The organism is Burkholderia sp. L-4 (assembly GCF_056856535.1).
In genome coordinates this window covers 3,339,114-3,361,529 of sequence record NZ_JBXEOX010000001.1, presented here as the reverse complement: position 1 = coordinate 3,361,529, position 22,416 = coordinate 3,339,114, and the positions used below count along the sequence as shown (strand labels likewise).

Sequence of the window (22,416 nt, the reverse complement as noted above, 5' to 3'; positions counted from 1 at the left end):
GCGTAGCGAACATCGGGCGTCTCCTGGCGAGTGGGCCCGGCGCATCGGCGCCCGGCCCGGCTCGGTGTGAAGCTGACGGGAAGCCCACATTCTACGGTTTCGCGGCACATTGCGCCGTCGCGCGGGCCCGCGCAGGCGGCCGGCACGCGGATGGCCGGCCCACGGATGGCCGCCCCACGCAAAAGCAAAGCACAAAATATTGGTTCGGCCGCCGGGGACGCGGCGCCACAATCGAACCTCGTCTTCAAGCAAGCGAGGGCAATCATGAGCGCATGCAGCAAATCGGCGTGGCCGCCGCGGCTCGTCACCGTTCCGGGCCTGCACGGCAGCGAAGGCGCTCACTGGCAGACCTGGCTCGAGCGGCAATTCCCGCGTTCGCTGCGCGTCGAGCAGGACGACTGGGACGCCCCCGATCTCGCCGGCTGGGCGCACTCGGTGCGCACGCTGCTCGAACGCGAGCGCGGGCCGTTCGTGCTCGCCGCCCACAGCTTCGGCTGCCTCGCGACCGCGCATGCGCTCGCGCAGGGGCCGCATACGGGCGATGTCGCGGGCGTGCTGTTCGTCGCGCCGGCCAGCCCGAAGAAATTCACGTTCGCCGGGCCGTTCGACGCACGCCGGCTCGCGGTGCCGTCGATCGTGATCGGCAGCGAGACCGATCCGTGGATGCCGCTCGCCGACGCGCGCACGCTCGCGCAGCGCCTCGGCAGCGCGTTCGTGAACCTGGGCGACGCCGGGCACATCAACACGGCGGCCGGCTTCGGGCCGTGGCCGCGCGCGAAATACTTCATCGATACGCTGGTGCACTGCGCGGCGCCGCTGCGCTTTCGCGACGCGGACGACGGCTTCGAAGCCGCGCTCGTCGACCGCGCGCTCGCGCACGCGGTCTGACGGCGCGGGCCGTCGCGCTTACGACGCGGCGACGGGCTTGACGGCGGCGGGATCCGAATAACTCGGCCGGCCGTTTTCGACGTGGCCCGCGAAGCGGCGCGAGAACGTGCCGCTCGCGCCGTCGCTGACCGTCACGTCATACCACTGGTGGCTCGACGCGAGCGCCCACTGCTCGACCCGCTCGTCGCCGCCGTGCAGCGTCACCTGCCGCGACGGCGCGCCGTATGCGTTGTCGGTCAGCGTCAGCGTGACATGCGCGCCACCGTGGTTGCGCAGCTTCAGGTACAGGTTCCCGTTCGCGACGTCGTAGCCGGCCTTCACCTCCGGCTGGGCCGGATTGCGGTGCGGCGCGGCCGTGGCCGGCACGTTGCCGGAGAACATCCGCACGAACCCGTTCGGCCCGTACACCGCGAACGCATACACGCCGTGCGTCGCCGTCAGGTCGAAGTCCGCGTGCAGCACGCGGCGCGTGCCGACCGTATAGCGCCACGGGCCGTCGGTGCGGTTCGTCGCGTACACGTGGAAGTGCGCGCCCTGGTTGCCGCGGTTCGCGAATTCGATGCGCAGCTTCGTTCCGCCGTCGAGGCTCGCGTTCACATGCAGTTCGTACGGCAGGGCGCGTGCGGGCCGCACGCCGGGCTCCTGCGGATCGACCGGCGACGGCGTCGCGGGCACGGTGGGCGCGGGCTGCGACGTGCACTGCTGGTCCGCGATCGAACGGTACTGGCTGGTATCCGGCAGCGGCGGGAACGCGGTATCCGACGAGCGGAAGTCGAACGCGGCGGTGAGGTCGCCGCACACCGTGCGGCGCCACGGCGTGATGTTCGGTTCGTCGATGCCGAAGCGCGCGCCGATGAAGCGGATCACCGACGTATGGTCGAACACCTGCGAGCAGACGTAGCCGCCCTTGGTCCACGGCGACACGACCGTCATCGGCACGCGCGGCCCGAGGCCGTACGGCAGGCCGTCGGCCGTGTAGCTGCCGCCGCGGCCGGGGTTCACGACCGTATGCAGCTCGCCGTCGGTCGTCACGGTGGACGCGCCCTGCGCGGCCGACGTCGGCGGCTGCGGCGGCACGATGTGGTCGAAGAAGCCGTCGTTCTCGTCGTACATGATGAACAGCACGGTCTTGCGCCACACGTCCGGGTTCGACGTGAGGGCATCGAGGATCTGCGACGTGTAGTTCGCGCCGTACGCCGGCGTGTATTTCGGATGCTCGGAGAACGCGGCCGGCGGGCACAGCCACGACACCTGCGGCAGCCGGTCGTTGATCACGTCGTCCTTCAGGTGGTCGAGCGTGCGTACCGTCTGCGCGCGCTGGTACAGCGAGGAACCGGGCTTCGCGTTGATGAAGTTCGCGAAGTTCTGCAGCACGTTCGTGCCGTAGTTGCCGTTGTACGGATCGTTGCCCGTCGTGCCCTGCTGGTAGATCTGCCACGACACGCCGTGCGCGTCGAGACGCTCGGGAAAGGTCGTCCACGACAGCAGCTGGTAGGCGGGCGGCCCGTCGCCGTCGACGTAGTCGCTGTTGTCGAGCAGCGGGCCGCCGAACTTGCCGGTCGGGTCGACCGTGCCCGTCATCAGGTAGGAACGGTTCGGATGCGTCGGGCCCGGCAGCGAGCAGAAGTAGTGGTCGCATACGGTGAACGCGTCGGCGAGCGCGTAGTGGAACGGAATGTCCTCGCGCACGTGATAGCCCATCGTCATGTCGGTCTTGTTCGCGGGCCACTGGTCGTAGCGGCCGCCGTCGATCGCCGCGTGCGTCTTGTACCACGAGTGGTCGAGATCGCCGACGCACTGCGCGCTCGTCGTCAGCGTGTTCAGCCGGAACGGCAGCACGGGCTTGCCCGGATCGGCCTTCGACGGCTGATACCACACCGGCTTGCCGTTCGGCAGCGGGATCGGGAAGCGGTCGTTGTAGCCGCGCACGCCGCGCAGGTGTCCGAAGTAATGATCGAACGAGCGGTTCTCCTGCATGAACACGACGATGTGCTCGACATCGCGGATCGTGCCGGTGCCGCGCGCGGCGGGAATCGCGAGCGCGCGGCGGATCGATTCGGGAAAGGCGTTGAGCGCGACGGCGGCGCCCGCGGATTGTGCGACGGTATGCAGGAAACGGCGGCGGCTCGATGACGTCATGTGGTTCACCTCGGTTCTGCGGTCGGGGGACGGAAGCGGCGGGATCAGCCCGGCGACGACGCCGCGGCGCTCGACGCGGCCGCGTTCGACGCCGGCTTCGCGTCGTCGTCGTCATCGGGCGGGTAGTGCACGACGGGCGGCGCGAGCGGCGCGGCATCGGATGCAGCACCGCCCGCGGCTGCCTCGCTGTTGAACGCGCTGGCGGAGCCGGCCGATGCGCTGCCTTGCTGGGAGGCGTCGGTCGCGTGAGCGTCGTGCGGCGCGTCGTCGCTGCAGGCGGCGACGAAAACGGCGGCACAAAGAACGACGGCGACGGAAACGCGGCGCATGACTTTCTCTCCTGGCGGGCTGATCGGGAAACGTTTTCGAGTATGCCGATGCGATGCGACGTTTCGGTGAATCGTTTGCGACCGGCGCATGATCGCGGAATGCTTTCGCGCGCCTGACCAAATACTTTCGCGCGATCGCGGGGCGGCAATATTTCCCGGCGCGCGAGGCGGGCCCGGCACTTTTACGCGGACGCGCAACGCGATACGCGACGGCATGACCGTTCGCGACGGGCGTGCGCGGCCGATCGCGCGGCGTCAGCGCCGCGGCGTCCTGCGTCGCACTTCGCTGCGCAGCCAGTCGAGCCAGGTGCGGATCGCCGCTTCGTGAGGATGGCCGGGGCGCCACACGACGTAATGCGCATACACGTCGGTGATGCGTACCGTCGACACGCGCACGAGCGTGCCGTCCGCGAGTTCGGGCTCGATCAGGGAGCGGCGCGCGAGCGCGACGCCGCGGCCTTGCCGCGTCGCGTCGATCAGCGCGTTCGCGTCGGTGAAGCGTGGCGCGCGCGCGGATTCGGTGAGGTCGAGCCGTGCCGCCTGGAACCACGGTTCCCACGGCTGCGCCGGATGGCGCAGCAGCGTCGCGCGCACGAGATCGGCGGGCGTGCGCGGTGCGATGCCGTCGCGATTGCGGTACGCGGGGCTCGCGACCGGGAAGATCGTCTCGTTCATCAGTTTTTCGGCGACGACGCCCGGCCAGGTGCCGGGTCCGTAACGCAGCGCGACGTCGATGCGGTCGCGCTTGCGCAGCGGCGCGAGCGCCACGTCCGGGTGCAGCGCGATCGCGATGTGCGGATGCGCGGCCGTGAAGCGCGGCAGGCGCGGCGCGAGCCAGCGCTCGGCGACGCTCGGCAGCACGCTGACGTTCAGCGTCACGTCGCAGGTGCGCGGGCGGCGGCGTACCGCGAGTGCCGGCTCGAACGCGCGTTCGAGCACGCTCAGGCCCTGGCGCACCTGCAGCGCGAGGGCATGCGCGGCGTGCGTCGGCGTCGCGCCGTTGCGTTCGCGCGTGAAGAGCGGATAGCCGAGCTGCGCCTCGAGCGCGCGGATGTGCTGGCTGACCGCGCCTTGCGTGAGCGCGAGTTCGTCGGCCGCGCGCGTGAAGCTCTGCAGCCGCACGGCGGTTTCGAACGCGCGCAGCGTCTGCAGCGGAGGGAGGTGGATGCGTCGCATGCGGGTATTAGTAACACTAATGGCCGAGCACGACAATTCATCGTTTGCCGCCCGTCGGTACGCGTTCCTACACTCGGTTCCGTCTTCCACATCCCCGTCGGGGCACACACCATGAACGCCTACCGTCTCTATCTTTCGCCGGGCGCCTGCTCGCTTGCCGCCCACATCGCGCTCGAGGAAACCGGCGCGCCGTTCGACATCGAGATCGTCTCGGTGCAGAAGCAGCAGAACCTCGCGGCGCCCTATCTCGCGATCAACGCGAAGGCGCGCGTGCCCGTGCTCGCGATTCCGGGCGAGCCGCGCGTGCTGACCGAAACGCCGGCGATCCTCACGTATCTCGCGCGCCGCTATCCGGACGCGCAATTGCTGCCGCTCGGCGATCCGCTGCGCGAGGCGCGGTGTCACGAGTGGCTTGCGTGGCTGGTCGGCTGGGTGCACGGCGTCGGTTACGGCGCATTGTGGCGGCCGGGCCGCTTCATCGGCGATCCGGCGCTGCACGGCGCGGTCAGCGCACACGGGCGCGGCACGATCGAAGCGGCGAACGCGTCGATCGAAGCAGCGCTCGCCGATGGCCGCACGTGGGCCGAACCGGGTGCGCATTCGATCGTCGATCCGTTCCTGTTCGTGCTGTATCGCTGGGGCGCCGCGATCGGACTCGACATGACGCGGCATGCGGCGTGGACGGCCCATGCGCAGCGCGAGGCCGAACGGCCGGCCGCGCGGCGTGCGCTGGCGCGCGAGGCCGGCTGACACGTTGGGGATCTCGCGCGGCGCGATACTGGGTCTGTCATTTCGTTCGGATCACGAAATTCGAACGTGTCCAATTGCCATGTTGCAGTCATTTCTTTTGAATGGGAATCATTCTCATCAAAGAAATGGAGTGACCATGACATACCGCATCCGGTCGAGCGCGACACCGCCGCGTCGCGCGACGGCTTCCGTCGCGCTTGCAATGATGACGTGCGCGTCCGCGTCCGCGGATGAAACCGATCCGCGGCCGGCGCCGCATCTCGACCCGATCGTCGTGCAGGGCAGCCGCGACGCCGGCTCGCGCGTCGACCGCTCGGGTTCGGCGAAGTATGCGGCGCCGCTGCTCGACGTGCCGCAGACGATTACCGTCGTGCCGCGCGAGGTGCTCGACGAGCAGCAGGTCACGAGCTTGCGCGACGCGCTGGCCAACGTCGCCGGCATCACGTTCAATGCGGGCGAGGGGGGCGGCGGGTCGGGTGACATGTTCAATATTCGCGGCTTCGGCGCGAATGCGAACCTGCAGCTCGACGGCCTGCGCGACAGCGCGCAGAACAATCGCAGCGATCTGTTCAACGTCGAGGCGGTCGAGGTCATCAAGGGGCCCAACTCGGTGTTCGGCGGCGCGGGCACGACCGGCGGCTCCGTGAACCTGGTCAGCAAGGCGCCGAAGCGCGACGCATTCGTCGAGGCCGGCACGGTGCTCGGCACGTCCGACTACCGGCGCGTGACGCTCGACGCGAACCGGCCGTTGCCGGGCACCGACGGCCGTGCGGCATTCCGGTTGAACGCGATGGCGCACGTCAACGACGTTCCCGGCCGGAACGACATCCGCAAGCGGCGCTGGGGCGTGGCGCCCTCGCTTGCCTTCGGGCTCGGCACGCCCACGCGCGTCACGCTCGGCTACTTCCATCAGTACGACAACAACCTGCCCGACTACGGGTTGCCGGCCCGCGGCGGACAGGTGCTGGCCGGCGTGTCGCGCGACAGCTACTTCGGGTGGCGCAACCTCGATCGCGAGCGCATCGCGTCGGATGCCGTCACGGTGAAGGCCGAGCACGACTTTTCGCCGAACCTGAAGCTGCAGAACCTGAGCCGGTATGCGCACCTGGGCCGCGACACCGCGATCTCCGCATCGCACGTCAATCTCCAGGGGGTGTCGCCCGGGCATTACAGGCCGGCCGGGCCGCAAGGCTACGGCCGCGATTCGTCGACGGCGATGTGGGCCAACCAAACGAACGTCACGGCCGCGTTCGACACACTCGGGCTTGGCCATACACTCGTCGCGGGCTTCGACCTCTCGCGGGAAACCTATGGGCGCACCACATACTCGTACGGGCTCAACCGGTTTTATCCGCCGGGCGGTTTTTCATTGGCCGCGCCGCCGGGCGAATGGCGCGGTCCCGCGCAGCGTCGGGACAGCGGACGCAACGACACGGCGCTCGTCGTCAAGGCGCTCTATGCCTTCGATACGATTGTGGTCGGCCGATACTGGAACATCGACGTGGGGCTGCGCCACGACTGGATCGACGGCTGGTCGCGGAGCACGCCGGCCGGCCAGCCGACCGAACGTGCGGACAGCGCCGGCCGGCACCTGAGCACGCGCGCGGGGCTGGTGTTCAAGCCGACCGAGAACGGGCGCGCGTATTTCGCGTACGGCACGTCGTTCAATCCGTCGGCCGAATACCTGGTCACGACCGGGTCCGGCGTGAGCGCAGCGACCGGCGCACTGGCGCCGGAGAAGAACGAGAGCCTCGAGCTCGGCGCGAAGTGGGAAAGGCCGGCGGGACTCGCGCTGAACGGCGCGTTGTTCCAGACGGAGAAGAAGAACGCGCGCGAACGGATGGCCGACGGCAGCTACGCGCTCGCGGGCAGGCAGCGCGTGCGCGGCATCGAGCTCGGGGCGGCCGGCAAGGTGACGCCGCAATGGGACGTGTTCGCGAACTACACGTATCTGGCGAGCGTGACGCTGAGTTCGCCGGCGTCGCCGCGTCGCGACGGCCAGGCACTCGGCAATACGCCGCGCCATGCGTTCAATGTCTGGACGACCTATCGCCTGCCGGCCGGCTGGACGCTCGGCTACGGCTCGCACTTCGTCGGCCGGCGCAACGTGACGTCGGAGGGGAACGGCACGCTCGGCGCGTACTGGGTGCACAACCTGATGGCCGGCTACGACGTGAACCGCCGGCTGCGCTTTCAGCTGAACATCGACAATCTGTTCGACCGCGCCTATGTCGAGCGTGTGCGCCAGGTGTCGGGGAGCGAGGCGAGATCGTCCGCGGTCGAACTCGGTGACGGCCGCTCGGCGATGCTGTCGGCCGTGTACAAGTTCTGACGGCGTGCGCTGCATAGGTGTCGCGGTTATCGCGCGAACAGCGGATAGGTCGCAGCCGCGATCAGCGCGGTCGCGAGCCACACCACGCCCCACGAGCTGACCGCGAGCAGCGGCGGAATCGCGAGCGGGGTCGCGAACAGCCCGAGGTAGACGATCGTGTTCGCCATCCCGAGCGCGGTGCCCGCGTGGTTCGCGCCCGCGAGCGTCGCGAGCTCCGTGTACGCGACGCCGTGCCACGCCGACACGCAGATGCCCGCGAACACGAGAATCCCGACGATCGCGGCGAACGGCACGTGCGCGCTGCCGGCCGTCGCCGCCGCGAGCAGCGCGAACGAACCGGCCGCGACGAGTACCGACCCGCGCAGATACGCGCGCCGGTTGCCGTGCCGGTCGGTATGGCGGCCGCTCCACACGCGCATCACCATCGCGCCGAGCTGCAGCGCGACCATCGCCGCGCTGATGCCGGCAAGGCCGAGCCGGCCGAAGTCGTGCAGGAACACCGTCGCGAACGTGAGCACCGCGAACTGCGGCGCGCACAGCAGGCCGATGCCGAGCACGATGCGCCACACGGGGCCGCTTGCGAGCGGGGTGCGCGCATGCGGGACGGACGGCTGACGCTCGACGGGGCGATGCGCGACGAGGTGCGCCACGGCCGGCTCGGCCGGCGGCTCGTGCAGCCAGCGCCACGTGAGTACGGCCGAACCCGCGCACAGCAGCATCAGCGCACCGAACACCGCGGCAAAGCCGAGATGCGACGCGAGCGACGGCAGCAACGCCGCGCCGATGCCGCCGCCGAGCGGCACGGCCGTCTGGCGGATGCTCATCGCGAGCCCGCGTTCGCGCTCGCCGAACCAGCGCATCACCGCGCGTCCGCTCGACCCGTTGACGCTGCCGCCGAGCAGGCCGACGCAGCACATCGCCGCGACGACGCGCAGCAGCGGCGGCACCGCGTGCGCGCTCGGGACGATCGTGCACACCATCAGCGCGAGCATCGCGGCCGTCGCGACGAGCCCGGTCAGCAGCACGCGGCGGTCGCCGAAGCGGTCGGCGGCGATCCCCCACGGCAGCTCGGACAGCGCGACGCCGAAGCCGAGCGCGCCGAGCACGAGGCCGAGCGCGCCGTTGTCGAGGTGATAGGCCGTGCGCATCCACACGGCCGTGGTCGGAATGCCGGCCGCGGCCGCCGAAAAGCTCAGGTTCGCGGCGACGCCGGCCGCCAGCACGCGCCAGCGATGAGCCGGGCCGCGCACGTCGCGGGCGGGCGAGGAGGGGGAAGCGATGCACGAGGTGTCCATGACGGCAGGCCCGGTTGGAAATTGACATCCTCAGTCTGGCGGCCTACATTCATCCTGAAAATCGGAAAGTTTTTGATGAATCGTTCGATAAAACAGGATGATTGAGATGTCCGGACAAGACCTTCCGCGCGGCGGCGCGCCGCTCGCCGTGGCCGATGCCGCGCTGGCGCGGCCCAATTTCGACGTGGCCGCGTTGCGCAGCCTGGTCGCGGGCGTGGATCTCGGCAGTTTTGCGAAGGCAGCCGACCGTGTCGCGCGCTCGTCGTCGGCGGTGAGTGCGCAGATCCGCAAGCTCGAGGAGCAGGCCGGCACGCCGCTGTTCGTGAAGGCCGGGCGCGGGCTCGCGCTGACCGATGCCGGCGACGCGATGCTGCGCTATGCGCGGCGCATGATCGCGCTGAACGACGAGGCCGCGGCGGCCGTGCGCGGCGTGAACCTCGACGGCTGGGTGCGTGTCGGGCTGCAGGAAGACTTCGGCGAGGCGATCCTGCCCGATGTGCTCGGGCGATTCGCGCGCGCGCATCCGAAGGTGAGGATCGAGGCGCGCGTGGCGCGCAATGCCGACCTGTTCGACCGGCTCGACGCGAACCAGCTCGATCTGGCGCTCGTGTGGGGCGATCCGGCGTCGGCCGATTTCGGGTCGCGCGCGGGGATCGGCAGCGAAACGATCGCGCAGGTGCCGATGCAATGGATCGGCGCGGTGGGGAGCGGTGGATTCGGGGCACCGGAGGGCGGCGACGCGGCGGCCGACGGTGAGGCGGATGAAACGGGCGGCCGCGCCGGGCACGTGCCCGGCGAGCCGTTGCCGCTCGTCGTGTTCGACCGGCCGTGCCGGTTCTTCGGCGCGGCGGCCGATGCGCTCGACCGCGCCGGCACGCCGTGGCGCGTCGCGTTCACGACGCCGAGCCTCGCCGGGTTGTGGGCCGCGGCGGCGGCCGGCCTCGGGCTCACGGTGCGCTCGCGCTACGGGCTGCCCGCATCGGTGCGCGCGCTCGACGCGGCGTCGTGCGGGTTGCCGGAGCTGCCGAGCCTGCCGCTGATCCTGCTGCGGCGCACGTCGCCGGCGACGCCGACGGTCGACCGGCTCGCGCGGATCGTGACGCAGGCGGTCAGGGAGGCGACGGACGGGGCGGCGGCGCTGGCGGCCTGACGATACCGTCGGTCGCCGCCACGGGCGCGATTCGTTCGCCCCTCTGCCGATCACCTCGCGCCTGCCTCGCTACCCATTCGATCCGGAATCCTGCAAGGGAAGGACCCGAATCGCGGATGACTTCGATACGCCGCTGCGTCGGGCCGGCATTCATCGGCCGGCGGCGCCATGTGCGGTGGTGCGGCTCATGCCGCGGCGGCGTCCGGCTCGCTTGCTTCGAGCGCGGCACGGATCGTTGCCAATCGCTCCCGCAGCGCTTCGCTCGCCGGCACGAACGGCAGCCGCAACCCGTCCTCGCACCACCCCTGCGCGGCGAGCACGGCCTTCACCGGCGCCGGGTTCGGCTCCGCGAACAGCGCTGCGACGAGCGGCTGCAGCGCGACCGACAGGCGCCGCGCGTCGGCGAGCCGCCCGTCGCGCAGTAGCGCATGAATGCGCACGTGCCATTCGGGCAGCACGTGCGCGCTGCTCGCGATCGCGCCGTGCGCGCCGGCGCACATCGCCGCGAAGTTCTGGTTGTCGTCGCCGGACAGGATCGCGAGCGGCGTGTCGTGCACGAGCCGGCTCATCCGGTCGAGCGTGCCGCCGCATTCCTTGATGCCCGCGACGCGCGGGTCGCGCGCGAGCGCCTGCAGCGTGTCCAGTTCGACGTTCACGCCGGTGCGGTACGGGATGTTGTAGACGAGCACCGGCAGGTCGGCCGCGTCGACGATCGCCTCGACATGGCGGCGGATGCCGTCCTGCGTCGGGCGCACGTAGACGGGCGGCGTGACGAGCAGGCCGTCGGGCCGCAGGGCCGCGAGTTCGCGTGCGCGCGCGGCCGCGACATGCGTCGCGCTCGCGGTCAGCCCGACGACGATCGGCCGCCGGGGCGCCGCGTCGCGCAGCGTCGCGAACACCGCGTCCTGTTCGCGCGCGTCGAGCAGGACGCCTTCACCGGTCGTCGCGCCCGCGACGAAGCCCGCGATGCCCGCGGCCGCATAACGACGCGCAAGCCGCGCGAGCGCCGCATGGTCGACTTCGCCGTGGTGAAACGGCGTGATGATCGGCAGCCAGATACCTTCGAAACGTGTGTTCATGCAAAGCCTCATGGTGGAAACGGAGTGGGAAGGAACCGTTCCGCCGGCGGTGTGCCGGAGCGAGGCGTGCGTGCAAGGAGAATGAAACGACCTGCGGGCATCCCGTCCGGCATTCGCCTGACGGGACGCGACGTCCCCGTCAGTCGAGGAGTCGTTTTTTCAGTTTCAGCCCGGCCGCGCGCGTACCTGCCGCGACGGCGGCGAGGATCGAAAGCGAGCGCAGGGGAGCGGACATGGATGAACCGTAAGTGGGCTGAGCGGCGATCTTAACACCGGATCGGCGGCGCGCGCGAGCGCCGGTCGCCGTTTAGCAGGATTCGAGATTTGCTTTCCACGACTGATTGGAAGGCGCGCCGCGCCCGGCCGCTAGAATGCCCGCTTACGTTTCGATGACAGCGCGTACGCGTGCCGTCACGCACATTCACCACCACTGGAAACGGGGCATATCACGATGGCAAGCATCAAGGGGATCGGCCGCTGGCTGCACACGGGCGCGGCGGCGCTGGTCGTGGCGGCGACGGCCGCGCATGCGGACACGTCGATCCTGAACGTGTCGTACGACGTGACGCGCGAGCTGTACAAGGACATCAACACGGGCTTCGCGGCCGCATACAAGCAGAAGACCGGCGAGACCGTCACGATCAAGCAGTCGCACGGCGCGTCCAGCGCGCAGGCGCTGTCGGTGCTGCAGGGGCTGCAGGCCGACGTCGTGACGATGAACCAGCCGAACGACATCGACCTGCTCGCCGAGCGCGGCCAGCTGCTGCCGAAGGACTGGCGCGCACGCTTCCCGGACAACAGCTCGCCGTACTCGACGACGATGGTGTTCCTCGTGCGCAAGGGCAATCCGAAGGCGATCAAGGACTGGAGCGATCTCGCGAAGCCGGGCGTCCAGGTCATCATCGCGAACCCGAAGACGTCGGGCAACGGCCGCTACGCGTATCTCGCCGCATGGGGTTTCGAGAAGCTGAAGGGTGCGACCGACCAGCAGGCGCTCGATTTCGAGAAGGCGATCTTCCGCAACGTGCCGGTGCTCGATTCGGGCGGCCGCGGTGCGACGACGACGTTCACGCAGCGCGGCATCGGCGACGTGCTGGTGACGTTCGAGAACGAGGTCGCGCTGATGGACACCGGCGCATCGGGCGCGCAGTTCGACGCCGTGTATCCGTCGGCGAGCATCCTCGCGGAGCCGCCGGTCGCCGTCGTCGACAAGGTCGTCGACAAGAAGGGCACGCGCAAGGTCGCGCAGGCGTATCTCGACTACCTGTACACGCCGGAAGCGCAGGAGATCATCGCGCAGCACCATCTGCGCCCGCGCGACGCGAACGTGCTGAAGAAGCACGCGGCCGAATTCAAGGCGCTGAAGACGTTCAGCGTCGAGCAGGTTTTCGGCAGCTGGGCGAACGCGCAAAAGACGCATTTCGCCGACGGCGGCACGTTCGACCAGGTGATCGTCGACCGGAAGTGACCGCGGCGCGCCTCGCGCGCGGGTCCGCACGATGACGACGCAGCCGGCCGCCCACGCGGCCGGTTTTTTTTCGGCACGGCGCGGCGGATTTCCGTTTCGCGCCGGTACGCGTTCCCGGCCGCCGCCGCGCATGCTACGCTCATCGCCTCCCTGCAACCGGCGCCGCGCGATGAACGTCGATTCGTCTTCCCCAGCCCCCCGCGGCCGTGGCCGCAAGATCTGGTCGGGCACCCGCCCGGTGATCGCGTACGGGATGCCGCCGCTCGGCTGGCGCGACTTCTACCATCGCGCGCTGACGGTGAGCTGGCCCGTGTTCTTCCTGTCGCTCGCGGTGCTGTTCCTGCTGCTCAACGGCGGCTTTGCGACGCTCTATCTGCTCGGCCATGCGCCGATCGCGAACCAGTCGCCGGCCGGCTTCGGCGGCGCGTTCTTCTTCAGCGTCGAGACGCTCGCGACCGTCGGCTACGGCGACATGCATCCGCAGACCGTTTACGCCCACCTCGTCGCGACGTTCGAGATCTTCGTCGGGATGTCGGGCATCGCGCTGGCCACGGGGCTCGTGTTTGCGCGCTTTTCGCGGCCGCAGGCGAAGATCCTGTTCGCGCGCAACGCGATCGTGCGGCCGCTGAACGGCCGGATGACGCTGATGGTGCGCGCCGCGAATGCGCGCCAGAACGTGATCGCCGAGGCGCAGGCGAAGTTGCGGCTGATGCGCATCGAAGGCACGCACGAGGGTTACTCGCTGCGCAAGATCCACGACCTGCCGCTCGTGCGCAGCGAGCATCCGATCTTCCTGCTCGGCTGGAACCTGATGCACGTGATCGACGAGTCGAGCGCGCTGTTCGGCGAGACGCCCGAATCGCTGGCCGCGCGCGACGCGTCGTTGCTGATCACGATCGAAGGCTCGGACGAGACGACCGCGCAGGTCATGCAGGCGCGTCATTCATGGGCGCATGGCGAGATCCGCTGGCGTCATCGCTACGTCGACCTGATGCACGACGAGGACGGCATCACGCACATCGACTACACGCATTTTCACGAAGTCGTGCCGATCGACGTCGATACCGACGAGCGCGGCTCGCCGGGCGTGGTGATCGACGCCGATGCACCGGCGCAGGGGCCGGCCGCGCAGGCGTGATCGCGGGGCCGGCCCGTCAGCCGTCACGCATGCAGCAACCGCGCCGCTTCGCGCTGTTCGATCGCAACGGCGCGGCGGAATGCGTCGCGATCCTCGGCGCGCGCGACGTAGTCGCCGAGCACGCCTTCGTGCGGCAGCAGATGCGCGTCGAACGCGATCTTCAACGTGCTCGCGAGCAGCAGGTCGGCCGCGGTGAAGCGCTCGCCGACGAGCCACGGGCGATGGGCGAGCGCTTGCGCGAGCGCGCGCTGCACGCGCGTGATGTTGCCCCAGCCGAACGCGACCGGATTGCCCGATGCGCCGGTGAATTTTTCGGCCATCGCCGGTTCGAGGCAGGTCGGCGTGAAGAACATCCATTGCAGGAAGCGGCCGCGCAGCGGATCGTCGGGCGCGATGCCGAGCCCGGCGCCCGGGCAGCGGTCGGCGAGGTAGAGCAGCACGGCGCCCGATTCGGCGAACGGCGCGCTGCCGTCGTCGAGCGCGGGCAGCTTGGCCATCGGGTTGACTTGCACGAACGCGTCGCTGCCCTGTTCGTGCGAGCGCAGGTCGATCGGCACGAGTTCGTACACCACACCGATTTCCTCGAGCATCCACAACGCCCGGAATGCCCGGGTCTTCGGCCAGTAGTAGAGCTTCATCGCGCCTCCGCGTGTGGGTGCAGGTGTCGGTCCGGTCGATGCTCAAGCGTACCCGAGCGCAGGAGGTTCGGACAGGGGCGCCCGGCCAGGGGCGCCCGGCTAGGGGCGCACGGCCAGGGGCCATTCGGTCGAGCGAGCCTGTTCGGGCGTTGTATGGCGAGCGCGGATCGGGCGAAAAATCGGGCAAAGCCTGACGGCACAACGAAGTTTTGCGATAACTAGTTATATATTGACTAGTTAGTAAAATCGAGAGTGATCCTGACGGAAGCGGCGTTACCACCCGGGGTCGCCGCCGGTCCCGCCGCATCCTCGCACACGGCCTCGCAGGCATTCGACCACCACCGCCGACGCATCACGAAACGCGGAAATCACCAGGGACAAGTCACGCATGGCAAACGACGATCGCACCACGATCATTCCGCGAAGAACGCCGGAATCGGCGGCGATGGTGGCCGAGGTCAAACGCGCGATGGCGATCACGGCGCGGCTCAACCGTCTGACGTTCGACGATGCGGCGGCAGTGCGCGCAGTGTTCGGCGAACTGATCGGCACGCAAGTGGACGACGGCTTCGTGCTGATCCCGCCGTTTCACGCGACGGGCGGCACCGGCATGAAGCTCGGGCGCAACGTGTTCGTCAACCAGAACTGCACGTTCTACGACCTGGGCGGACTCGAGATCGGCGACGACGTGATGATCGGCCCGAACGTCAGCCTGATCACGTCCGGTCATCCGGTCGAGCCTTCGCGGCGGCGCGACTGCGTCGTTGCGAAGCCGATCGTGATCGAACGGAATGTGTGGATCGGCGCCGGCGCGACGATCATCGGCGGCGTGACGGTCGGCGAGAATGCGGTCGTCGCGGCCGCGGCGGTCGTCACGCGTGATGTTCCGCCGAATACGCTGGTCGGCGGCAATCCGGCGAAGGTCATCCGGTCGATTGCGGAGTAGCGTTTGCCCGGGCGCCCCTGTCGGGGCGACGGCGCATCGTCGGACGGATGTGGACAACTCGCCCCGCAGCGACTCGAAACGCTGTGCATTTGAATGGTGAGGGTGCCGCCGAGGCCGTCCGGACAAGGCTTTCCGGCTTTTCCGGTTGCGGTGCGCCGGCGCGTGCATGGAGGTCTCGTCGCGCGACCGCTTGTGGATATCCTCGCCCCGAAACGACTCGGCGCGCTGTGGATTTCACCGGTGAGGATCACCGGATGCCGCTCAAGAGGCGAAGCGGGGTGTGGACAACTCGCCGCGAGACGAAGCGAAATGCTGTGAAATCCACTGGTGAGTGTCGCCGCCCGATCGCGCGAGGCGCCCGTTCCGGCAAGGCTTGCCGGCCTCTGCCGTGATTCGGGGCGCCGCGCATTCTAACGGAACGCGCGAAGGCGTGACCGAACCCCGTGTGCGTCGCGATGCCGGCATCCGGGTGCGGATCCCGGTCGCAGGGTCGTGCATTCTAACGGTGAGCGCGGGCGCGTGGCTTCCAACGTGCGATTTTCGTCGCATGCCCGTGCTCTCCCGAGCGACTCGACATGCTGTGGGAATCGATGGTGAGCATGAGCGTCCGGCTGGCCGGCAGCCAGTCCGGACGCGGCTGTCCGGCCGACGTCGCCGCCGGGGGCACGTGCCCGGTCAGGCGCGCCGCGCGCGCTTCAGTGTGGATATCCGGCCATCGGAACGACTCGCGGCACTGTGGTTTTCGACGGTGAGGGTCGGCGTCCGATCGGGTGACAGGCCGCTTCGGGCATGGCTTGCCGCCCGCCGGCGCGCTTTGGAACACGCTTTCGCGATCGATCTGCCGAGGCGCTCCGATGTGGATATCCGGCGTCACAAGCCACTCGAAGCGCTGTGGTTTCCAACGGTGAAGGGGCGTGCATGGCCGGAAGGCAACGCAGGTTCAGGCACGGAAAACGGTCGCCGCGGCCAGTCGAAACCCTGTGCATGTCGACGGTGAGGGAGAAGCGGTGGTCGCGGCGCATGCGTATTCCGGCGTGAGGATCCGACGGACAAAGCCACTCTCGGCCCTGTGTATTCGAACGGTGAGGGTGGACAGCGGATCGACGAAACGAGCAGGCCGAGATGGGGATATCCACCGCCATCAACCACTCGCCGCGCTGTGACTTTCAACGGTGAGGGTCGGCGCCCGAGCGAACCGCGTGCCGGTTCCGGATGTGGATATCCCGGTCCCGACGCCACTCGAAACGCTGTGCAATCGAACGGTGAGCGCGCGAACCCGGTCGGCGAGAAGGGCCCGATGTTGTGGACATCCGGCGCGCCGGACCAATCGGAACGCTGTGCATTGCAACGGTGAGGGGGGCTGCCCGATTCCCGCGAAACCCTTGTCGCGCGGGGTTCGAGCGCCAGTCGACGGGCGCGAGGCGCGCCTTGCGGCACGCGCGGGCTGGTGGGCCGCCCCTTTTGTCGTGCCAGCCGGCCGTCCCGGCGTCCCGCCAACCGCTCGCCCGGTGCTCGCGTGAAAACTCTCTCAAATTCCGGCAAAAACCTGCGCAGTTTTTCTCGCACAAGCGCCGGTCGAGCAAGATGAGAAAAAACATTCTCGGCTGCGCGCGAAAAAATAGAGCCATTCGCTGCCGCCGGTCACCCGCCGCCCGATGGCCCGCCGCGCAGCCCAGAACAGCACAATCCGGAGACTTCCCCCATGACTGCCCGCCTGCCCGTCGACGGCACGCCTACCCTGTCCGACTACCGACTGACCGACAACCTGACCGCGACGCGCGGCCGGATCTTCCTGACCGGCACGCAGGCGCTGATCCGCCTGCTGCTGATGCAGCGCACGGTCGATACCGAACAGGGCCTCAACACGGCCGGCTTCGTCAGCGGCTATCGCGGCTCGCCGCTCGGGATGGTCGACCAGCAGCTGTGGAAGGCGAAGAAACTGCTCGACGCAAGCAGCGTGCGCTTCCTGCCGGCCATCAACGAGGAACTCGGCGGCACGGCCGTGCTCGGCACGCAGCGCGTCGAAGCCGATCCCGAGCGCACGGTCGAGGGCGTGTATGCGATGTGGTACGGCAAGGGCCCGGGCGTCGATCGCGCCGGCGACGCGCTGAAGCACGGCAACGCGTACGGTTCGTCGCCGCACGGCGGCGTGCTGGTCGTCGCGGGCGACGATCACGGCTGCGTGTCGTCGTCGATGCCGCACCAGAGCGACTTCGCGATGATCGCGTGGCACATGCCGGTCGTGAACCCGGCGAATATCGCCGACATGCTCGAGTTCGGCCTGTACGGCTGGGCGCTGTCGCGCTACTCGGGCGCGTGGGTCGGCTTCAAGGCGATCTCGGAAACGGTCGAGTCGGGCTCGACGGTCGACCTCGATGCACTGCAGACGCGGTGGCCGGCGCCGGCCGGCTTCACGCCGCCGGCGGGCGGGCTGCACAACCGCTGGCCCGACCTGCCGAGCCTGACGATCGAGGCGCGTCTCGCCGCGAAGCTCGACGCGGTGCGCCATTTCGCGCGCACCAACAGCATCGACAAGTGGATCGCGCCGAGCGCGCACGCGAACGTCGGCATCGTCACCTGCGGCAAGGCGCACCTCGACCTGATGGAAGCGCTGCGCCGTCTCGACCTGACGGTCGCCGATCTCGACGCGGCCGGCGTGCGGATCTACAAGGTCGGCCTGTCGTATCCGCTCGAGATGACGCGCGTCGAGACCTTCGTCGACGGGCTCGACGAAGTGCTCGTGATCGAGGAGAAAGGCCCGGTCATCGAGCAGCAGATCAAGGACTACCTGTACAACCGCGCCGAAGGCGCGCGCCCGCGCGTGCTCGGCAAGCACGACGCCGCGGGCGCCTGCCTGCTGTCCGAACTCGGCGAGCTGCGCCCGTCGCGCATCCTGCCGGTGTTCGCCGACTGGCTCGCGCGCCACAAGCCGGCGCTCGACCGGCGCGAGCGCGTCGTCGATCTGGTCGCGCCGCAGATCCTGTCGAACGAGGCCGACGCGGTGAAGCGCACGCCGTACTTCTGCTCGGGCTGTCCGCACAACACGTCGACGAAGGTGCCGGAAGGCTCGATCGCGCAGGCCGGCATCGGCTGCCACTTCATGGCGTCGTGGATGGAGCGCGACACGACGGGGCTGATCCAGATGGGCGGCGAGGGCGTCGACTGGGCCGCGCACGCGATGTTCACGAACACGAAGCACGTGTTCCAGAACCTCGGCGACGGCACCTACTTCCACTCGGGCATCCTCGCGATCCGCCAGGCAGTCGCCGCGAAGGCGAACATCACGTACAAGATCCTCTACAACGACGCGGTCGCGATGACGGGCGGCCAGCCGGTCGACGGCAGCATCTCGGTGCCGCAGATCGCGCGCCAGGTCGAGGCCGAAGGCGTGTCGCGCTTCGTCGTCGTGTCCGACGAGCCGGAGAAGTACGACGGCCATCACGGACAGTTCCCGACGGGCACGACCTTCCATCACCGCAGCGAGCTCGACACGGTGCAGCGCGAGCTGCGCGAGACGCCGGGCGTCACCGTGCTGATCTACGACCAGACCTGCGCGGCCGAGAAGCGCCGCCGCCGCAAGAAAGGCGAATTCCCCGACCCGGACAAGCGCCTGTTCATCAACGACGCGGTGTGCGAAGGCTGCGGGGACTGCGGCGTGCAGTCGAACTGCCTGTCGGTCGAGCCGCTCGAGACGCCGCTCGGCCGCAAGCGCCGCATCGACCAGTCGTCGTGCAACAAGGACTATTCGTGCGTGAACGGCTTCTGCCCGAGCTTCGTGACGGTCGAAGGCGCGGCGCTGAAGAAGGCGGCCGGCGCCGCGTTCGACGAAGCGGCGCTCGCCGCGCGCGTCGACGGGCTGCCTGTGCCGGCGACGCATCTCGACGCGGCGCCGTTCGACATGCTCGTGACGGGCGTGGGCGGCACGGGCGTCGTGACGGTCGGCGCGCTGATCAGCATGGCCGCGCACCTCGAAGGCAAGAGCGCATCGGTGCTCGACTTCATGGGCTTCGCGCAGAAGGGCGGCTCGGTGCTGTCGTTCGTGCGGATCGCATCGAGCGACCGGTGGCTGAACCAGGTGCGCATCGACACGCAGCAGGCCGACGTGCTGCTCGCGTGCGACATGGTCGTCGGCGCGAGCGCGGAAGCGCTGCAGACGGTGCGTCACGAGCGCACGCGGATCGTCGTCAACACGCACCGGATCCCGAACGCGTCGTTCGTGCGGAACCCGGATGCGAACCTGCATGCGGATGCGCTGCTCGAGAAGATGCATCACGCGGCCGGCGACGGCTACCTGTCGAGCTGCGACGCGCAGGCGCTCGCCGCGAAGTTCCTCGGCGATTCGATCGGCGCGAACATCCTGATGCTCGGTTATGCGTGGCAGCTCGGCCTCGTGCCGGTGTCGCTCGCCGCGATGATGCGCGCGATCGAGCTGAACAACGTCGCGGTGCCGATGAACAAGCTCGCGTTCTCGATCGGCCGGATGGCGGCCGGCGACGCGGCGGGCCTCGACGCGTTGTGGAACGCGCGTCACACGGTGGCCGTGCATGCGGCGCCCGAGACGCTCGCCGGGCTGATCGCCGATCGCGAAGCGCGTCTCGACGCCTACGGCGGCGCGCGTTACGTCGAGCGCTACCGTGCGCTCGTGAACGCCGCCCGCGCGAAGGGCGACGACGCGCTGACGCGCGCGGTCGCGACGACGTTCTACCGGCTGCTCGCGGTAAAGGACGAATACGAAGTCGCGCGGCTGTACACGGACGATGCGTTCCGTACCGCGCTCGAGGCGCAGTTCGAAGGCGTGCCGGGGCAGGCGTACCGCGTGAAGTTCAACCTCGCGCCGCCGACGGTCGCGAAGGCCGGCCGCGACGGCAGCGCGCCGAGGAAGCGCGTGTTCGGCCAGTGGATGTGGCCGGTGTTCGGCATGCTGGCGCGCGTGCGCAGCCTGCGCGGCACCTGGCTCGACCCGTTTGGCCGCACCGTCGAGCGCAAGATGGAGCGCGCGCTGGCCGACGACTACGAGACGACGCTCGCGCGTGCGTTCGCCGCGATGACGGCCGGCAATGCGGCGCAGGTCGTGCAACTGGCCGACCTGCACGCCCGCGTGCGCGGCTTCGGTCACGTGAAGGTGCGCAACCTGGCCGGCGTGAAGCGCGCGGAGCGCGAGCTCGCGCTGCAGCTCGGCATCGATGCGGCGACGAGCGCGGCCGTGCAGCACGCGCTCGACGAGATGAAGGGCGCGGGGATGCTGAAGGGGATTCCGGTCGTCGTCGCGAAGTAACGCGAACGTGTGGGGAAGTGAAAACGGCGATGCCTGGGCGTCGCCGTTTTTTCATGCGTCCCGACCGTTGTGCGCGGGCCGTTTCCGGCCCGTCAGTCAGAGGATGCCTTTCTTGCGCGTCGACAGCGCGGTTTCCGACAGGTCGATCTCGCGGATCAGCTTCGTCAGCGTCTCGTCGGAAATCTTGCTGTCGCTGCGCAGCCGGTACAGCGCGGAGCGCTCCGCGCGCACGGCCGCGATCCGCATCTGCAGCTCCATCGTTTCGGCCTGCTTCGCTTCCGCGCGCGGCGTGGGGCCGTCCTCGGCCAGCGCGGAGAGCCGGCGGCGGTACTGGTCCATCACGCGTGCGGAGATGTCCGCGCAGCGCGCGGCGCCCGATTCGTCGAGACCGGCCGAGATCGCATCGTGCGACGAATCGATCGCGCGGATCGCGGCCTGCGCGGCGGCCGCGCGCGCGGTGCGCTCCTCGTCGCCGAGCGGGTTGCGCGTCGAGCGCACGCCGCGCAACAGCAGCGGCAGGCCGATCACCGCGACGATCAGCGAGCCGAGGATCACGGCCGACGCGACGAAGATCGCGGTGTCGCGCCCCGGCAGCGGCGCGCCGTCGGACAGCGCGACCGGGATCGACAGCACGCCCGCGAGCGTGACCGCGCCGCGCACGCCGCCGACCGTCATCACCGCGATCGTGCGCACGCCGGCCATCGTGCCCGCGAGGCCCTGGCGCGCGGCGCGGCGGCTCGCGAACCAGCGCAGCAGCCAGACCCACAGGAAGCGGATCGCATACAGCGCGAGCATCATCGCGCACACGTTGAAGATCATCCGGCCGACCAGCGCGTCGCTCGTGTGGTGCGCATCGACGAGCGCGCGGCCGATGATGTGCGGCAACTGCAGCCCGAGCATGATGAACACCATGCCGTTGAACACGAACTCGATCATCGCCCACGTGCTTTCGGCACGCACGCGCGACGCGACCGTGCTTTTGCGCGAGAAGCTCGTGTAATTCATCATCATCCCCGCCGACACGGCCGCGAGCACGCCCGACAGATCGAGATGCTCGGCGAACAGGTAGGCCGCGAACGGCACGAGCAGCGTCATCACGATGCCGGGGGCCGGATCGCCTTCCTGCTCGGCGTTCAGGAAACGCGTCGACAGCGCACTGAACACCCATGACACGATCGCGCCCGTCGCGAGGCCGCCGGCGGCGACGATCACGAACGTGACCGACGCGGCGCGCAGCGAGAACACGCCGGTCAGCGCGGCCGCGATCGCGAACTTCAGCGCGACGAGGCCCGACGCGTCGTTCATCAGCGCCTCGCCTTCGAGGATGTGCATCAGTTGCGGCGGGATCCGGCCCTTGCCGGCGATGCCGGACAACGCGACCGCGTCGGTCGGCGACAGCACGGCCGCGAGCGCGAACGCGATCGGCAGCGGCAACTCGGGAATCAGCCAATGCGCGAAGTAGCCCACTGCGAGTACCGTCATGAACACGAGCCCGAACGCGAGCATCAGGATCGCGCGGCGCTGCAGGTACAGCTCGCGTTTCGGAATCCGCCAGCCGTCCGCGAACAGCAGCGGCGGAATGAACAGCAGCATGAAGATTTCGGGGTCGAACGTGACGTGCAGGTTCAGCTTCGGCCATGCGAGCAGCGCGCCGAACGCGATCTGCATCAGCGGCAGCGGCAGTTGCAAAGGCAGGTTGCGCGTGACGGCGCCGGACAGCGCAACGGTCAGCAGCAGAATCAGGACTGTGAAGACGATTTCCATCGATACGGCGAATACGGGGAATGAAACGATCGTACGGAGTGTAGCGTGC

General features: G+C 69.2%; 15 protein-coding genes. 8 read left to right on the top strand and 7 right to left on the bottom strand.

Annotated features, from left to right (window positions below; all coding sequences use genetic code 11):
- Positions 1-264: 264 nt before the first annotated feature.
- Positions 265-888, top strand: a complete 624-nt coding sequence (locus tag AC1VVG_RS15620) for an RBBP9/YdeN family alpha/beta hydrolase (RefSeq protein WP_034189138.1) — start codon at positions 265-267, stop codon at positions 886-888.
- Positions 889-906: 18 nt separating this feature from the next.
- On the opposite strand, the gene AC1VVG_RS15615 is transcribed toward AC1VVG_RS15620, so the two are convergent.
- From AC1VVG_RS15615 to AC1VVG_RS15605, 3 genes are all read right to left on the bottom strand, one after another.
- Entirely contained in the window at positions 907-3,027 is a 2,121-nt protein-coding gene (locus AC1VVG_RS15615) for a phosphocholine-specific phospholipase C (protein ID WP_124608998.1), read from the bottom strand.
- A gap of 44 nt (positions 3,028-3,071) precedes the next feature.
- Positions 3,072-3,356 (bottom strand): hypothetical protein, encoded by a 285-nt coding sequence (locus AC1VVG_RS15610; protein ID WP_034189140.1) that lies wholly within the window; start codon positions 3,354-3,356, stop codon positions 3,072-3,074.
- 255 nt (positions 3,357-3,611) lie between these two features.
- Positions 3,612-4,532, bottom strand: coding sequence for a LysR substrate-binding domain-containing protein (locus AC1VVG_RS15605; RefSeq protein WP_069706966.1), 921 nt, complete (start codon positions 4,530-4,532; stop codon positions 3,612-3,614).
- Positions 4,533-4,643: 111 nt separating this feature from the next.
- Between AC1VVG_RS15605 and AC1VVG_RS15600 the strand changes: the two genes are divergently transcribed.
- Both AC1VVG_RS15600 and AC1VVG_RS15595 read left to right on the top strand, forming a co-directional pair.
- Positions 4,644-5,282: a glutathione S-transferase family protein gene (locus tag AC1VVG_RS15600; RefSeq protein WP_049031439.1), complete on the top strand. Its 639-nt coding sequence runs from the start codon at positions 4,644-4,646 to the stop codon at positions 5,280-5,282.
- A gap of 136 nt (positions 5,283-5,418) precedes the next feature.
- Positions 5,419-7,614, top strand: a complete 2,196-nt coding sequence (locus AC1VVG_RS15595) for a TonB-dependent receptor (protein ID WP_482835824.1) — start codon at positions 5,419-5,421, stop codon at positions 7,612-7,614.
- Between the two features lie 26 nt (positions 7,615-7,640).
- On the opposite strand, the gene AC1VVG_RS15590 is transcribed toward AC1VVG_RS15595, so the two are convergent.
- Positions 7,641-8,909, bottom strand: coding sequence for an MFS transporter (locus tag AC1VVG_RS15590; protein WP_226229386.1), 1,269 nt, complete (start codon positions 8,907-8,909; stop codon positions 7,641-7,643).
- A gap of 106 nt (positions 8,910-9,015) precedes the next feature.
- Here AC1VVG_RS15590 and AC1VVG_RS15585 point away from each other — a divergent pair, with 106 nt between their 5' ends.
- The gene (locus tag AC1VVG_RS15585) at positions 9,016-10,059 is read left to right on the top strand and encodes a LysR substrate-binding domain-containing protein (protein WP_034189145.1); all 1,044 of its coding nucleotides are present in this window, start codon (positions 9,016-9,018) and stop codon (positions 10,057-10,059) included.
- 185 nt (positions 10,060-10,244) lie between these two features.
- Here AC1VVG_RS15585 and dapA read toward each other — a convergent pair whose 3' ends face one another.
- On the bottom strand, positions 10,245-11,138 hold the full coding sequence (dapA, locus tag AC1VVG_RS15580) for a 4-hydroxy-tetrahydrodipicolinate synthase (protein WP_482835823.1): 894 nt from the start codon (positions 11,136-11,138) through the stop codon (positions 10,245-10,247).
- 451 nt (positions 11,139-11,589) lie between these two features.
- Here dapA and AC1VVG_RS15575 point away from each other — a divergent pair, with 451 nt between their 5' ends.
- A complete protein-coding gene (locus AC1VVG_RS15575; RefSeq protein WP_473376185.1) occupies positions 11,590-12,606 on the top strand; it encodes a sulfate ABC transporter substrate-binding protein in 1,017 nt (338 codons plus the stop codon).
- Between the two features lie 169 nt (positions 12,607-12,775).
- Positions 12,776-13,744, top strand: a complete 969-nt coding sequence (locus AC1VVG_RS15570; protein WP_059558857.1) for an ion channel — start codon at positions 12,776-12,778, stop codon at positions 13,742-13,744.
- 23 nt (positions 13,745-13,767) lie between these two features.
- Here AC1VVG_RS15570 and AC1VVG_RS15565 read toward each other — a convergent pair whose 3' ends face one another.
- Positions 13,768-14,382, bottom strand: coding sequence for a glutathione S-transferase family protein (locus AC1VVG_RS15565; RefSeq protein ID WP_034189149.1), 615 nt, complete (start codon positions 14,380-14,382; stop codon positions 13,768-13,770).
- Positions 14,383-14,770: 388 nt separating this feature from the next.
- Between AC1VVG_RS15565 and AC1VVG_RS15560 the strand changes: the two genes are divergently transcribed.
- Both AC1VVG_RS15560 and AC1VVG_RS15555 read left to right on the top strand, forming a co-directional pair.
- A complete protein-coding gene (locus AC1VVG_RS15560) occupies positions 14,771-15,328 on the top strand; it encodes a DapH/DapD/GlmU-related protein (RefSeq protein ID WP_069245716.1) in 558 nt (185 codons plus the stop codon).
- A 1,702-nt stretch (positions 15,329-17,030) separates the two neighbouring features.
- Complete coding sequence (locus AC1VVG_RS15555; protein ID WP_059558854.1) at positions 17,031-20,603, top strand: indolepyruvate ferredoxin oxidoreductase family protein; 3,573 nt, start codon at positions 17,031-17,033, stop codon at positions 20,601-20,603.
- 96 nt (positions 20,604-20,699) lie between these two features.
- Here AC1VVG_RS15555 and AC1VVG_RS15550 read toward each other — a convergent pair whose 3' ends face one another.
- Positions 20,700-22,367 carry a Na+/H+ antiporter gene (locus tag AC1VVG_RS15550; RefSeq protein ID WP_034189152.1) on the bottom strand — a complete coding sequence of 556 codons (1,668 nt, stop codon included), beginning with the start codon at positions 22,365-22,367 and terminating at the stop codon, positions 20,700-20,702.
- Positions 22,368-22,416 lie beyond the last annotated feature (49 nt).

Excerpts from the sequence above, each read along its gene's own strand:
- AC1VVG_RS15620 (WP_034189138.1), top strand. The coding sequence starts at position 265 with ATGAGCGCATGCAGCAAATCGGCGTGGCCGCCGCGGCTCGTCACCGTT.
- AC1VVG_RS15615 (WP_124608998.1), bottom strand. The coding sequence starts at position 3,027 with ATGACGTCATCGAGCCGCCGCCGTTTCCTGCATACCGTCGCACAATCC.
- AC1VVG_RS15610 (WP_034189140.1), bottom strand. The coding sequence starts at position 3,356 with ATGCGCCGCGTTTCCGTCGCCGTCGTTCTTTGTGCCGCCGTTTTCGTC.
- AC1VVG_RS15605 (WP_069706966.1), bottom strand. The coding sequence starts at position 4,532 with ATGCGACGCATCCACCTCCCTCCGCTGCAGACGCTGCGCGCGTTCGAA.
- AC1VVG_RS15600 (WP_049031439.1), top strand. The coding sequence starts at position 4,644 with ATGAACGCCTACCGTCTCTATCTTTCGCCGGGCGCCTGCTCGCTTGCC.
- AC1VVG_RS15595 (WP_482835824.1), top strand. The coding sequence starts at position 5,419 with ATGACATACCGCATCCGGTCGAGCGCGACACCGCCGCGTCGCGCGACG.
- AC1VVG_RS15590 (WP_226229386.1), bottom strand. The coding sequence starts at position 8,909 with ATGGACACCTCGTGCATCGCTTCCCCCTCCTCGCCCGCCCGCGACGTG.
- AC1VVG_RS15585 (WP_034189145.1), top strand. The coding sequence starts at position 9,016 with ATGTCCGGACAAGACCTTCCGCGCGGCGGCGCGCCGCTCGCCGTGGCC.
- dapA (WP_482835823.1), bottom strand. The coding sequence starts at position 11,138 with ATGAACACACGTTTCGAAGGTATCTGGCTGCCGATCATCACGCCGTTT.
- AC1VVG_RS15575 (WP_473376185.1), top strand. The coding sequence starts at position 11,590 with ATGGCAAGCATCAAGGGGATCGGCCGCTGGCTGCACACGGGCGCGGCG.
- AC1VVG_RS15570 (WP_059558857.1), top strand. The coding sequence starts at position 12,776 with ATGAACGTCGATTCGTCTTCCCCAGCCCCCCGCGGCCGTGGCCGCAAG.
- AC1VVG_RS15565 (WP_034189149.1), bottom strand. The coding sequence starts at position 14,382 with ATGAAGCTCTACTACTGGCCGAAGACCCGGGCATTCCGGGCGTTGTGG.
- AC1VVG_RS15560 (WP_069245716.1), top strand. The coding sequence starts at position 14,771 with ATGGCAAACGACGATCGCACCACGATCATTCCGCGAAGAACGCCGGAA.
- AC1VVG_RS15555 (WP_059558854.1), top strand. The coding sequence starts at position 17,031 with ATGACTGCCCGCCTGCCCGTCGACGGCACGCCTACCCTGTCCGACTAC.
- AC1VVG_RS15550 (WP_034189152.1), bottom strand. The coding sequence starts at position 22,367 with ATGGAAATCGTCTTCACAGTCCTGATTCTGCTGCTGACCGTTGCGCTG.